10 protein-coding genes are annotated in these 13855 nt (G+C 55.4%); 7 read left to right on the top strand and 3 right to left on the bottom strand.

From position 1 onward, the window contains the following. Window positions 1-7 precede the first annotated feature (7 nt). On the bottom strand, window positions 8-1567 hold the full coding sequence (locus NO357_RS07065; RefSeq protein ID WP_306734933.1) for a GumC family protein: 1560 nt from the start codon (window positions 1565-1567) through the stop codon (window positions 8-10). Next, a complete protein-coding gene (locus NO357_RS07070) occupies window positions 1560-2444 on the bottom strand; it encodes an ExeA family protein (protein ID WP_306734934.1) in 885 nt (294 codons plus the stop codon). The genes NO357_RS07065 and NO357_RS07070 overlap by 8 nt, the downstream gene beginning before the upstream one ends. A 397-nt stretch (window positions 2445-2841) precedes the next feature. Between NO357_RS07070 and NO357_RS07075 the strand changes: the two genes are divergently transcribed. From NO357_RS07075 to xrtD, 5 genes are all read left to right on the top strand, one after another. Then, entirely contained in the window at window positions 2842-3531 is a 690-nt protein-coding gene (locus tag NO357_RS07075; RefSeq protein ID WP_306734935.1) for a sugar transferase, read from the top strand. Window positions 3532-3592: 61 nt separating this feature from the next. Then, entirely contained in the window at window positions 3593-6037 is a 2445-nt protein-coding gene (locus NO357_RS07080; RefSeq protein WP_306734936.1) for a tetratricopeptide repeat protein, read from the top strand. A 127-nt stretch (window positions 6038-6164) separates the two neighbouring features. Further along, window positions 6165-6800, top strand: a complete 636-nt coding sequence (locus NO357_RS07085; RefSeq protein WP_306734937.1) for a polysaccharide biosynthesis/export family protein — start codon at window positions 6165-6167, stop codon at window positions 6798-6800. 59 nt (window positions 6801-6859) lie between these two features. Then, entirely contained in the window at window positions 6860-8185 is a 1326-nt protein-coding gene (locus NO357_RS07090) for a hypothetical protein (protein ID WP_306734938.1), read from the top strand. Between the two features lie 316 nt (window positions 8186-8501). Beyond that, window positions 8502-10100, top strand: coding sequence for a VPLPA-CTERM-specific exosortase XrtD (gene xrtD / locus NO357_RS07095; protein ID WP_306734939.1), 1599 nt, complete (start codon window positions 8502-8504; stop codon window positions 10098-10100). A 56-nt stretch (window positions 10101-10156) separates the two neighbouring features. Here xrtD and NO357_RS07100 read toward each other — a convergent pair whose 3' ends face one another. Further along, window positions 10157-11332, bottom strand: coding sequence for a DegT/DnrJ/EryC1/StrS family aminotransferase (locus NO357_RS07100; RefSeq protein ID WP_306734940.1), 1176 nt, complete (start codon window positions 11330-11332; stop codon window positions 10157-10159). Between the two features lie 217 nt (window positions 11333-11549). Here NO357_RS07100 and NO357_RS07105 point away from each other — a divergent pair, with 217 nt between their 5' ends. Together NO357_RS07105 and NO357_RS07110 are read left to right on the top strand one after the other, a co-directional pair. Continuing rightward, entirely contained in the window at window positions 11550-12650 is a 1101-nt protein-coding gene (locus NO357_RS07105) for a glycosyltransferase family 2 protein (protein ID WP_306734941.1), read from the top strand. Further along, window positions 12647-13855 carry a GNAT family N-acetyltransferase gene (locus NO357_RS07110; protein ID WP_306734942.1) on the top strand — a complete coding sequence of 403 codons (1209 nt, stop codon included), beginning with the start codon at window positions 12647-12649 and terminating at the stop codon, window positions 13853-13855. Before NO357_RS07105 ends, NO357_RS07110 begins: the two co-directional genes overlap by 4 nt.

The following is a 13855-nucleotide window of genomic DNA, read 5'->3' on the forward strand; positions in this document are numbered from 1 at the left end:
TTGACCCTTACCAACGCACGCCGATTTTGTTCATAAGCTGGTCGGCGAGCAAATCCAGCGGCAGGTAGTAGACATGAACCGCATAAATTGCGGCGGGAATACCGGTTAGAATGGCGAGGATCAGAAACAGCTTCGAAGCGCGTTGTCTGAACCGCTGTCCGCGTGTCCGGACATAGGGGATCGTCGTAAACGGCGTGATTCCAAACCGGTTCACAAGGTCTTCGGGCCGACGGGCCGTAGTGTTGAGAAATTCCAGCAGCACGACCAGAGCAAGCCCGGCAACAACCCCAAACAGGGTACCGCCCGCAGCTATCAACATACGGTTTGGTTTCGTCGGTTGGCTCGGAACAGCGGGCTGTTCAATCACCGAGATCCTTTGGCCACGCGACCGCGCCTCGATCCGTTCGCCGGTCCGGGCCTTCGACAGCCGGTCTTCGGCCTGATCGAACTGGGTTTGGATCGTGGAGTATTTGCGCTCCATCTCCTGCAGAGTGATTGCGACCCCGGGTGTCCGTTCAATGCTTTCCGTCAGTCGTTTCAGTCGAGCGTCGACCTCGGTTTTTTCGCTGGACAGAGTTTCGAGCCGGCTGTCGATCTCAGCCAGTTGGAAATCAAGCATCGATGGCGTTTGGGCTCCGATCGCGTTCTCGGGGGTCTCAACCTCATTAGCCGATGCTGTGGTCGCTATAGTGGCTTGCAACTGTTTGATACGGGCCTGGAGCAATGTCACGCGCGGATTCTCTGGCGAATAGATCGCCAGGGCTTCATCAAGCTGACGTTGCAGGTCTGCCAGGCGTTGTTGATCCGGGGTCAGAGAACGCTTGTCTTCGTCAGGATCTGCGACCCTACCGGTTTGCTCGAAAAGTTCGATCAGTCGCGTGCGCTGGTTTTGAAGGCTTGCGATCTCACGGTCGAGGCCGTTGTACCGCTCCTGCAACAGCGCTTGCTGGCTGAGGCGGAAATCCAGACTGTCGGGAAGATCGTTTGTATTGGCTTCTTTGAATTCGAGTATACGCGCGCTTTGGTCGTCGAGCTCATTGCTGAGTCGTTCGATCTCTTGGGAGAAAAATTCCAAGGTCTCTCCAGCCCGGCCGCGACGGAATTCGACATCTTCTTGCTGAATCAGGGTTAGGTATTCGTTGAGTACCTCCGCAGCATTGCGGGGAGTCGGCGCCTCGAAACTTATCGTCATCAGCGGTACAGGATTGCGGCCCCGAGGCATTTCAAAGGAGGTGCGTGCCCGCATCGCTTGGACGATCTGATCGGGGTTCATCTTGTCCGTATTGGGAAGCACATTGAGCCGCCGCGCGATATCCAGAAGATTACTCCGCGTAAGAAGTTTCTGCTGAAGTACCTCCAACTGTTCCACCGGCGGTGTTCGCACAGTCGACGGTGCCAGTTCTTCAGGGATTTGCGGCGATTCAACAATCAGCCGCATCTGGCTGACATAGGCAGGTGGCAGCGTGAATGCCACGGTGACAGATATAGCCGACAAGATGGTTGATACCACCAGAAACCAGGGCAAGCGGCGTAGGAAAATCGAGAAATAGTACTTCAGATCACTCATCTGTGCTGCCGTTTCTCTGGAACATCACCAAGTTTTCGTCAGAAGGTTGGCGTTCTCCGAAGAAGACGCCGTCGTCAAGAACCTGCTTTACGATTTGCTCATCGACGATGCCAGACTCACTACTCCATGCATAGAGCAGGGCAAACTCACAAAGTTGATTGACGAGTCGCGGAACGCCGCCAGTTGCGTCGTGAATCCGCTTGCAGGCCTCTGGTGTGAATTTTTTTCCACTGCCGCCCGCCATTTGCATCCGGTGGTCGATGTAGAGGGCGACAGCTTCTGCATTCAGCGTGTCGATATGAAAGCTTGCCGCGACACGCTGCGCCAACTGCTGCATTCTGGGGTCTCTGACCATGTCCCGCAGTTCGGGCTGGCCAACCAGAATGAGTTGGATCAGCACGTCCTTGTTCGAGTTGATGTTGGTCAGCATCCTGAGCTCTTCGAGGCCTTCGAGCGACAGGTTCTGCGCCTCGTCGAAAATCAGCACAACCCGCTTCCCGGCGGCGTATTCAGCGAGCAGGAAATCCTGAAGCGTCTGGAACAGCAAGACGTAACTGGCGCTTGCTTCGAACTCGACCGAGAGAGCATTCAGAATCCACTGCAATAGCTCGCCGCGGCCGCCCTGAGCATTTGAGACCAAACCGATTGTGACGTTTTCATGGATGTCGGCCAGAAGCGCCTGGACCAGAGTTGTTTTTCCGGCACCAATCTCGCCGGTGATCAGCGTGATCGGTGCACTGGACAGGACCCCGAATTCGAGAACCGAGTATGCCTGTTTGTGCTGCTTGGACCAGAACATGAAGTTCCGATCCGGCACGAGCGTGAACGGGCGCTCACTCAGCTCGAAAAAATCCAGATAGAGCCTGTTAGATGACATTCTGTCTTCAGAATCCTAAAAGAACCGATTTACCGTCTTACCCTTGGTGTCCCCCACACAGCCACTTACCACGAGTGGACAGGTGTGGAAACATACCCTTCCAAATTCCGGGCGAAAACCTTTGCAGGTACAGACGAGCTGCGTGCGTTGTTGGCTAAATGATCATGATATCTCGCAAATTGTTTCCAAATACCGAACGCCTTCAGCTTGTGGTTGTGAGGTGGTCAAGCCGTTGGTTTAAAATAGAATCACTTTACTCTACGGCGATTTTCGATACTCTAAAGAAAGTAGGAATTATGGCTGTGGGTCAATTCAGCGAGGCTGCATTCAGGTAAGTCATCCGCCGAAGCAGGTTGGTGATATTGTATTTTTGGAGAGTGCTTGGGGGAGTACCATTGTGACTGTTCAATTTAGAGACTCCGTTGGCACGGAGACCGTTGATATTTCTGAACGAGAGATCGGGCGCCAAGGCGATCGTTTTGGCATCTATCGTGCATTCGGTAAGCGTGCCTTTGACATATTCTTCGTCCTCATCACGGCGCCAGCCGGCCTGATGTTGGTCGCCCTTACGGCACTCCTGACCGCATTGGATGGCCATTCGCCATTTTACTGGCAAAAACGAGTCGGTCGAGGCGGCCGGGTGTTCAGGATGCTGAAGATACGCACGATGGTTCCCGATGCCGAAGCCCGTCTGCTATCGTTTCTGGACGAAAACTCGGAAGCGCGCCGGGAGTGGGATCTCAAGCAGAAGCTTCACGACGATCCGCGCGTTACCCAACTGGGCCACATTTTACGTCGAACTTCGCTTGATGAACTGCCACAGCTTTGGAACGTGTTGAAGGGAGACATGTCGATCGTTGGGCCGCGTCCGATGATGGAGGACCAAAAGCAGCTTTATCCCGGGCAGGACTATTATGCGCTGCGTCCAGGCATCACGGGTCTTTGGCAGATTTCCGACCGCAGCTATGGAAGTTTCGCTGCGCGCGCGTCATTCGACACCGTTTACAACCGAATTCTCAGTTTCGGCACGGATCTGCGCATACTTGCGGCGACGGTCGGGGTTGTTCTACGCTGCACCGGGCGGTGAATAGCTGGAAGTCAAGCGGGGCCTGACGGTAGCGTAGTCATTAATCAAACTTGAGGCTCAAATGCTAAAACGCGCAGTCGTTATTCTGACGCTCTTTCTTGGTGCAGGCTTGTTGGCCGGTTGCGACTCCGCTGAAGAGCGCGCCGAAGAGCACTTTGAGAAGGGGATGGAACTGCTCGAAGCAGGTGACACGGACCGTGCGCTTGTCGAGTTCCGCAATGTCTTCAAACTGAACGGGTACCACCGTGATGCACGGCTTGCGTATGCGCAGGTTGAAGAGCAACGCGGCAATATTTCTTCGGCCTATGGCCAGTATCTGCGTTTGGTAGAACAATACCCTGAAGATCTGGATGGGCGCCGGGCATTGGCGCGGCTGGCGTTGGAGACAGGCAACTGGGAAGAGGTCGAGCGCCATGTTGTCGTGGCAAAAAAGTTGGCGCCGGATGATCCGATTGTGCGGGCCGTTGGCACAGCCTTCGACTATCGCAAAGCGCTGCTCGATCAGGATCCGGCTGCCGCTGGAGCCGCAGTTGCCGTGGCGCAAGAGTTGGTCAAGACAGACCCGAGCCTGATGAATGCTCGCCGCGTCGTAATCGACAATCTGATCCGTCGCCAGGACTGGCCGGACGCGCTGGTGGCTATCGATGAGGCTCTCGCAGTCAACCCGGATAGCCGGACTCTGCACAACTTACAGTTGATTTCGCTAGAGCAACTCGGTCGCGAGGATGAGATCGAGGCCCATCTGAAAATGATGGCCGAACGCTATCCCGAGGACAAAAGTATTCACCGTCAGTTGATCGGCTGGTTTGTTGCGCGCGAACGCATTGCAGATGCCGAAGATTATCTTCGTAGCCGCATTGCCTTGGACGATGAGGCCGTCGAGGGGTACGTAGTGCTGGTAGGTTTTCTGGCTCAGTATGTCAGCCCCGATGCCGCCCGCGCCGAAATTGAACGGATTCTTTCGGAAACCGAGGCTGATCCAGCCCTGTTCCGCTCGATACGCGCCGGGCTGGATTTCAACGCCGGCAAACAGGATGCGGCGATTGCCGAGATGGAAGACATTCTGCAGGGGGCCGAGCCGTCGGATCAAACCCGCAGAATCAAGATCGCGCTGGCGAATATGTTGATCCGCACCGGCAACTCGGTCGGCGCGCGTGCGCAAGTCGAGGAGGTTCTGAATGAGGACCCAACCCATGTCTCGGCGCTGAAGCTCAAGGCCGGATGGCTGATAGATGATGATCACACCGGTGATGCGATCGTCGAACTGCGACGGGCGCTCGATCAGAGCCCGCGCGACGCCGAAGTGCTAACGCTTCTGGCGCGCGCCTACGAACGTGCCGGCAACCGCGAGTTAATGAACGAAATGCTGGCGCTTGCCGTGGAGGCCTCGAACAGTGCGCCGCCTGAAGCCTTGCGCTATGCACGGGTTTTGCTTCGCGACGAAAAGCTCCTGTCGGCGGAAGATATTCTGTTGGATGCCTTACGCCTGAAACGCGACAATCCTGAACTTCTGGAAGCTTTGGGGAATGTCTATGTCCGGATGGAAGACTGGTCGCGTAGTGACCATGTGATCGATACTTTGACACGGCTGGGTACTGTTGAAAGCCGCGCTGCTGCCAATGAGCTGACGGCGCGCAAACTTGCCGGCCAAAACCGTGAAACCGAGCTTGGCGCCTTTCTCGACCAGTTGGCCGAGGTTGACGGTGGATTAAGGTCCGTCGCCGCGGTGGTTCGACTGCGGTTGGCCAATGGTGACGTGCAAGGGGCGCTCGAATACGTCAACGAGCAACTCGAAGCGGATCCGGAAAACCCGGCATTGCGCTTTGTGGCGGCTACGGTTCTGGCGATCGAGGGCCAGGTGGAAACTGCGGAGAGCATGTTTCGAGAGTTGTTGGAAGAGTCGCCCAATCGGGAAAATATCTGGGTCGCGCTCTATAACCTTCACCGCAGTCGCGGCGAGAACGAGGCGGCGGCAGCAGTTCTCAGCGAGGGTTTGGAGGTCTTGCCGGAAAGCGCCAACCTTAACTGGGTTCAAGCCGGTGAGTTTGAGTCTCGGGGCGATATCGAAAAGGCCATCTCGATATACGAGACGCTTTATGAGCGGAACAGCAACTCGCAGGTCATCGCCAACAACCTGGCGAGTCTTATTTCCTCTTATCGCGATGATGATGAAAGCCTTGAGCGTGCTTTCACGATTGCCAGGCGCTTGCGCGGCACCAAAGCCGCACCGTTTCAGGACACCTATGGCTGGATCGCGTACCGGCTGGGAAATCACGAGGAAGCGTTGGAGTACCTGAAACCCGCCTCGGAAGGCCTTCCAGAAGATCCACTGGTGCAATATCATCTGGCGATGGTCTATTCGGCGCTGACACAGCAGACGGAGGCGCTGGCGAAGCTAAGAGAGGCGGTCGAACTAATCGAAGAAAGCGGCAGGAGACCGGAGATACTGGACAAGGTAAAAGCTGAGATTGTTCGACTCGAGGCGGAGGTGCCTGCCGATAACTGATCCGCAGCGGCAGCTCAAACTTGGCAAATCTGCCGCACCGAGAGTTTTTTTTCCAGGGCGAGTTCCGTCGGTCGGTGCAAACCGGCATATTTTTTCCACGTGGAAGCCAACTAGACGAAAGCAACACATGCCGCGACATCTGATGAGAGTTATCAGCGCCCTGGTTCTGACTATGGTGTTTGTGGTGACTTCAGCCCCATCGTCCACGGCGCAGGACGGGTACCGGATACGTCCCGGGGACACACTGCGCATTGAAGTGTTGGAAGATAGCGCTCTGAATCGCGATGCGCTGGTTCTTCCTGACGGTACGATCAGTTTTCCTCTTGCAGGGACCCTTCGGGCGAGCGGGCGCACGGTGTCGGACCTGCAAGGCGCGATCGCAACCGGACTGGCCTCGAACTTTGCTGCGGCGCCGAACGTGTTCGTGTCGGTCAATACTCTGGCTGAACGCAAACCGGTGCGCAGCCGCCGCGCGGCGCCGCCGGTGGTTGCCGCCTATGTGATGGGCGAGATCGCCAAGCCGGGCAAACTGGAAGTATCGCCGGGCACCACCATTTTGCAGCTCCTTGCCGAGGCCGGCGGATTGACCAAGTTCGCAGCACAAAAACGTATCGAGCTTCGCAGGACCGATCCGGCAACCGGCGCCGTGACGACTTATCTTTTCAGCTACACCGGCCAGAGCAACAAACCGCGCATTCCCGGTAGTACAGTTCTTCAGTCGGGAGATGTGGTTGTAGTTCCCGAGCGACGTCTTTTCGAATAGCCACAGGTGGGGAACATATGTGGTCTCGCAGGTTCAGAGCGGCTCTGGCAGGAGCCGCCGTGCTGGCTGGCGCGGCGGAGGCATCGCCGCAGCAGCCTGCCGGGGGACTGCGACTGACGTTTGGGATCAGTTCTGATCTGCGGGCCCATGACAATCTGGATCTTGACCCGGTTTCCGCCGGATCGACGCTGCGCTTTGACAACCGACTGAGTTTCGGCTTGGAAAGCGAAACCCGGCGTCAGAAGCTGGCGTTGAGTGTTGCTGGCACCTTTCGAACCGAAGATGCGCCGGGCACCGGGTTTTCCACCGTTATCGAGAACCCAAGCGTCGATCTCAGCTATGCGCTTGAAGGCGCCAATGCACGACTGTCTTTCGATGCCAGCTTTGACCGAACAGAGGTCGATGGATTCACTATCCTGGAAGAAGGCGAGGATCCCGGTGAGATCGACCTGATCACCGATAACGGAACGCGCGACAGTTATCGCGCTACTATGACCTTTGAGACCGGGCTAAACGCGCCTTTGGGTTTTCTTCTCGAACTGGAACATCGCGGCACCCGATATGACGGCACCACGGATCCAGGGCTTTTCAAGCGGACGACCAACAGTGCCAAGGCCACAACAAAGCTGCGGTTCTCTCCGCGAACGGAGGGCCAAGTGATGGCGACCTTCGCGCGCTATGAGGCCGCGGACGCTACGTCGACGAAACGTGACACCCGGGCGCTGAATTTCGGCATTACGCATGAGCTGTCGGAGACCACCGTCATTGAGACCAGCTTAGGTGTGCGCAAAATCGATGATTCCGTTGCGGGCGTGACTCAAGGGACAGAACTGTCACTGTCATTGTCCCGTATTCTTCCGCGGGGTGCGATTGCACTGCATTTGAACAGCGAGCAGACCAGTGCCGGGCGCCACAGCACGGTAGAGGTGGAACGACAATATGTGCTTCCGGCGGGTTCGATTACCATCGGCCTTGGCGCCATGGATGCTGATGGTATCGACCCTAGGACAATCGGCAAACTCGACTACAGCCATGAATTGCCGCGGGGTCGAGTCACGGTTTCACTGTCGCGCAGCTTCAATGTCAGCGATGAGGCGGAGGTCCAGCGTGTGACACGCGGTGCGCTTGGCTTGGGATACGAAATAACCGAGTTTTCCGAGCTAACCTTCGATCTCGATTACGTCGATGTCAGCGATGCCGGCACCGGCGGGATCATCGACCGTGCCCGCGGCCAGTTCCGTGCGGCCTATCAGCGTGAATTGGCGCGGGACTGGACCCTTTCGCTTGGCTACGAGCGCCGCTATCTCTTTACGTCCGGTATCGGCACCGCTTGGGACAACGCCGTTTTCGTGACACTTGACCGCAGCGTTTCCTGGTTTCGCTGAGAGCGAATGGCGAGAAGGGGTGATCAGCCCGACCTGAGTGGTCCAGTTCGACGATTGAAAAAGACAACCTGCGCGGCTCGGAGATTTTCTAATATACCAACAGATTGTGCGCGTGGTGAATCAAATAGCGTCCTTGATTTTTACGCTCATTTTTCAACCGGAAACAATGAGTGAATGATCATGCATTTTGTTTCGATTTCGATTGGGCAAAGCCAAGTTCGGGAGATCACGACATTTTTTCTCGTCTCCCATTGTCTGGTGTGGACATGAAGCTTAACGTGTGTGGGTCCGAGTCAATGTGCCCGTCAGCTGAATCATGTGTGCCGTTTCATCAGAACAGAGCCTTCACGTAACACGTCCCGGTATCAACGCCGCCGGCCTTTTCTGGTTTGCTCTTCTGCTCGCCGGATCTGTCCCGATTTTCTGGATCGGCATCGTATCGCTCGCCCAGGCGTGGAGTACCGCCGAATATAGCCACGGACCGCTCATTCCGCTCATCTCGCTATACCTTTTCTTGCGTGAGCTCCGGCGCATGCCTCTGCCGGAGGTGAACCCACCTGATCGCTGGCCCGGAGTTCTGGTGATCCTTTTCGCGCTGGTGGTGGCGGTTTTCGGAAACCTGACCCGGATTCCCGACATCGTTACTTACGCGATGATCATCTGGATTGGCGGCGTTGTGCTGACCGTTTTTGGTTGGCGACGCGGAAAACGGCATCAGCTTGGCGTTGTGCATCTGGTCTTCATGCTGCCATTGCCGCAAATCCTCTACTGGAAGATGACCATTTTTCTGCAGTGGGTGTCGTCGGCGATTGGCGTCTGGTTCATCAGCCTTGCCGGCATCTCGGTCTATCTGGAAGGCAATGTGATCGACCTTGGGGTCTACAAACTTCAGGTCGCAGAGGCCTGTTCCGGCCTGCGGTACCTCTTCCCCATTCTGAGCTTCTCGTACCTTTTCGCGATCCTCTATCGTGGGCCGCTTTGGCACAAAGTTTTTCTCCTATTGATGGCTGCACCGTTGTCGGTGCTGATGAATTCCTTCCGGATCGGGGTGATTGGATTGCTGGTCGATCGCTACGGGATTGAACAGGCAGAAGGCTTTCTGCATTTCTTCGAAGGCTGGGTGGTTTTTCTGGCCTGTATTGCCGTTTTGTTCGCGACGGCCGTGATGCTGCAGCGCCTGACCGCAAACCCCAAACCGCTTGCGGAGGCGATCGATCTCGACACAAGCGGCTTTGGGGCAATTTTGGCGAGACTGTGGGGAATTCGTGCATCCAAAGCCTTAGCCGCAGGGGCGCTTATCACGCTGGCGGTTTCGGCTGCCTGGAGCATCCGCGGTGTCAATGACGCTCCGCCGCTAGACCGTCAGCCCTTTGCGCTTTTTCCCTACAGTATAGGGACCTGGTCGGGAACCACACACACGTTAGAACCCGAAGTCGAAGAAGTCCTGGGCGCGACCGACTACCTGAACGCGACCTACAGCTCCGTCGAGGCCTCGGCCGCTGTGAACATGTTCGTGGCGTTTTACGACACGCAGGCGGAGGGTGAAGGCATACATTCCCCCGAAGTCTGCCTGCCTGTCGGAGGGTGGGAAATCTTCAGCCTCGAACCTTACCGCATCGATATGACCGGCGCTGGGTATGGCGTTTTCGAAGTGAACCGTGCGGTGATCCAGAAGGGATTGTCGCAGCAGCTCGTTTATTACTGGTTTGAACAGCGTGGCAAGCGAATGACCAACGATGTCTTGGCAAAGTTCAGCGTTGTGAAGGACGGCCTGACCATGGGCCGAACCGATGGCGCATTGGTGCGCTATGTCACGAAGATTGGCGGCGATGAGTCCGAGGTTGAAGCGGATGCCAGGCTGAAGGATTTCATAGCACAGAGCCTCAAACGTCTTCCTCGATTTGTGCCTTTGTGACGAGTGATATGGTTACCTTCGACGGCAGTTCCTGCGTCGTCGGAGCATGCTTCGTTCTAGTTGCGCTGGTCATTCGGTTCAGACTGAATAACATGATGTAATCGACCAACAATTCGAGCAATCGCATCAGCGGAAAGCCCCTGATGCAAGGGAAGCGACAGAATGTTGTTTTTAAGAAATATGGCGTCTCCGCAATCTTCGTTCCAAACCAGGTGACGGTTGTACCCGGCCCACCATGGGGTGGCGTCAATTCCACTCCGAATGAGGAAAGCTGCAACCTGATCACGCCGTTTGACGAGGATCGGAAAGGACTGTGGGCAGGTGGTCTCAGGCAATTGAGGGAAAAGCGGTTCTACGCCCTCTATCCCAGCAAGCAGATCCAAATAGGTCAGGTAGTTCTCGCGCCGCTTTTGGATGGTTTCTTGAGAATTAAAAGACCGCATCGGCCACTTAGCAAACAGATCGATGCGGGCATCTGACAGCCGGGGGTCAAAGTAGTAGTTAGATGGCATGTCTGGCCGAGCTTCAAGCTCGGCCGCTGTCTCGGGCGAGCGCTGCCGGAAGCGCAGCTTTTTCAAACCACTCAGGAGTCGTGAGCCAAGAAGCATACCAGAAGTAAGACGCAGCCGCTCCTTGTATACTCGGGCGGCTGGGGCGCGGCCGACAAACCGCGGCGCGTTTGGAATTGAGGCACTATTGATGACCAGCGCTCCGCCGGAGAGAACCGGAAAGAATTTGTAGAAACAGAAGACCGCGACGTCTCCGCTGTATCCCTCGGCGGGAGCGGTGCCGCTAAGAAGACTAAGCGCGCAGTCCTCGATCAGGTACAGTCCACTCCGGTTGCACAACTCCCGCAAAGCCTCTGTTTCGGGCTGCAGGAAGCCGAAATAGTGTGTCAAATAGATTGCTCGTGTCTTTTCCGTAATCTTGGCCTGCAATCCCGCCAGATCGATCCGTGCTTGTCGATTGACTGGATAGAGCGTGACTTTCAATCCGGCATGGAGTAGCGGGTCAAGTTCAGACCCACAATTGTAGGCTGGAGCTAAAACCTCGTCTCCAGGTTTCAATTTCAGAAGGTCGCAAGCTTTTCTTATTGCAGCACGGGTGTTGAACGAATATCCGATCCGCCGATTTGCGAAGAGACCAGGTACGCCGCCGTTCTTGTCAGCTACCAAAAAATCCCGGATTTTTAGTCGGGGGTGAGTGCAAACAGCTTTTCTTCTAAACTTCACGTGGCAACTCTTCTTGCATCGAGTAACGCTGGCTACCCGAATGATTGTCCACGCTGAAACCTGAATGCGGGACTTGGTTGCCCGGATGGAAAAGCCACTTGGTGACTATCCGGGCGTGCGTCAGCATCGGGTTCCTGCATACAGAACACTCTGCCGCGTTTGTCAGCATCTGGCTCCTCAGTAAAATCGCTGTTCTGGTGTCTGCCAGCCGTTTTTCTTGTATGTTTTCATACTCCTCAAGAACCTTATCAACTCGGCTGTGGATGAGGAAGTGACTTCCGCAACGGTTTTCTGTAAGGCCATGTATAACGAAAGAAAACGCGAAAAAACACATTCTATGAGTAACTCCATCGATCCGCAGGTGATAGGCCAAGAACAGATTCGCGTCTCCGTTATCATCGTGAACTGGAACACTTGTGATTTGTTGCATAATTGCGTCCGGTCGGTGAAGGCGCAGACCTCCGCGGTTCACGAAATCATCGTCATCGACAATGCCAGTTCCGACGGCTCTGCCGAGATGGTTCGGAGGGAGTTTCCCGATGTGATCCTGATTGCCAACACCGGGAACCGGGGGTTCGCAGCAGCCAACAACCAAGGGTTAGAAATCGCTCGCGGCGAGTCTGTTCTTCTGCTCAACCCGGATACGGTTGTATTGGATCACGCTATCGATACCATGCTCGACTGGCTTGAAATCCACCGAGATGTGGGATGTGTTGGCTGTCAGGTGCTGGAAGGGCCGGATGTCGTCCAGAAGACGTGTTTTGCCGACCCCTCACCGCTGAACCTCGCGATCATCGAGCTTGGGCTGTTGCGACTGGCACGGTATGCTCGCGTTCTGGGACGGCCTTGGTATATGGATTGGGATCGGGAATCGACACGTGACGTCGACGTGGTTTCAGGAATGTTCATGTTGGTGCCACGCATGGTCCTGCAAGAAGTGGGGCCGCTGGATGAGGGTTTTTTCGTTTATGCTGAGGAAGCCGACTGGTGCCGGCGTATCCGAAAGGTCGGTTGGCGCTGCGTCTTTGCCACGGAAGCCCAGATTATTCACCTTGACGGTGGTTCGAAGAGCACGGCACAAATCCGTTCGCGGATGTATGTTCAGTTGCAGAAAAGCCACCTTTACTACGTTCGCAAACACTATGGGCGTCTAGGCTTTGCTGCAGTGAAGACGTTGTTTGTCGGTTCGGCACTGGCGCGCGGTGTCTTGTTTGGAATTCGGTCCGTTTTCCGACGCGACGCTGATACGCGGGCACGAGTGCGTCTGTCGGCGGCGGCGCTTCGCTATCATTTGTTCGGACGAGAGGCCGAGTCGTGACAGTTGAAGGTTTTCAAGTGCGTTGTTTGCAGTCCATTGATGAACTGCAGGTTCACAAGGACGAATGGGACGCCTGCGTGCACCGCACGAAAGGAGATATCTACTTTTGCGGTGACTGGGTATCGGTTTGGATGAAGCATTTCGGGAAGGGGCATCCCTTTCGGGGCGTATGTCTCTGGGAGGGAGAGAATCTTGTCGGTGTTCTGCCGATCTATTTGGAGAAGTTCGGACTTGGACCGTTTTCCGTTACAATGGCGCGATTAGTCGGTGTCCATTCAAGTTATCCGCTGCTTTCTCTCCCCTTGCCTGCTGGGAAAAAAGAGACAGTGTTGAGCGATGCTGTGAGCCGAATCCTGAGTGACGAAAATTGTCAGGGGATCAGTTTCTCTCCAATATCAGGTCATGCCGATGACATTGCTGGCTTGAGGTCGGCAGTTTCAAGCTTGCCCAATGCATGTTTTAGTGCCGATACGGAAATCGGTAAGCACACGATTTTTCTTCTGCCGGATAGTTTTGAGGAGTACTTTAGCAGCCTTTCGAAAAGCCGGCGCCGTGAATACCGGAAAGGATTGTCTATTCTGGAAAGCAAATATTCTCTGGAGCGGCGAGTTTCCGATCAAAAGACCATCGCAGCCTTTTTTGACCGATTTGCAAAGCTTCATTCCAAGCAATGGCAAGCTGTTGGGAAAGCCGGCCATTTCCAAGACTGGCCCGGCAGCGAGGGGTTCTATCGCGAACTGTTAGAAAAGATGTCCCCTTCCGGGCAATGTGGCATCGAGGAATACTGCGATCAAGACGAGGTGTTGGCGGCGCAGTTTTTTTTTCAGTTCGGTGAAAAAACCTATTGGCGTCTCATAGCGCGCACTCTTGATCCGTTGGCAACCAAGGCTGGCGTTGGTCGCATCGGAATGGTTGAACGGATCATGCATCTGATTGACCAAGGTGTAGAAGTGATTGAATCTGGAGCAGGAGAGTACGACTACAAAACGAGCTATGGTGGAACTCTAACGCCTTTTCGGCGATGTGTGATTGTTCGCGATCAGAAATGGTCTAAAGTGCGTGTCGCAACGCTGCTGGCATGGGCGGATTTTTTGGACTTGGCTTATTATCGCATCTGGTTTTTGAAACTGGCGCCGCGGTTGCGCAAGCTGACCGGGGCGAAACCGCGTCCGCTCTGGCGAAGCTGGATCCGGACACGGCTCTGA

The organism is Marimonas arenosa (genome assembly GCF_030848945.1).
GTDB classification, from domain to species: domain Bacteria; phylum Pseudomonadota; class Alphaproteobacteria; order Rhodobacterales; family Rhodobacteraceae; genus Marimonas; species Marimonas arenosa.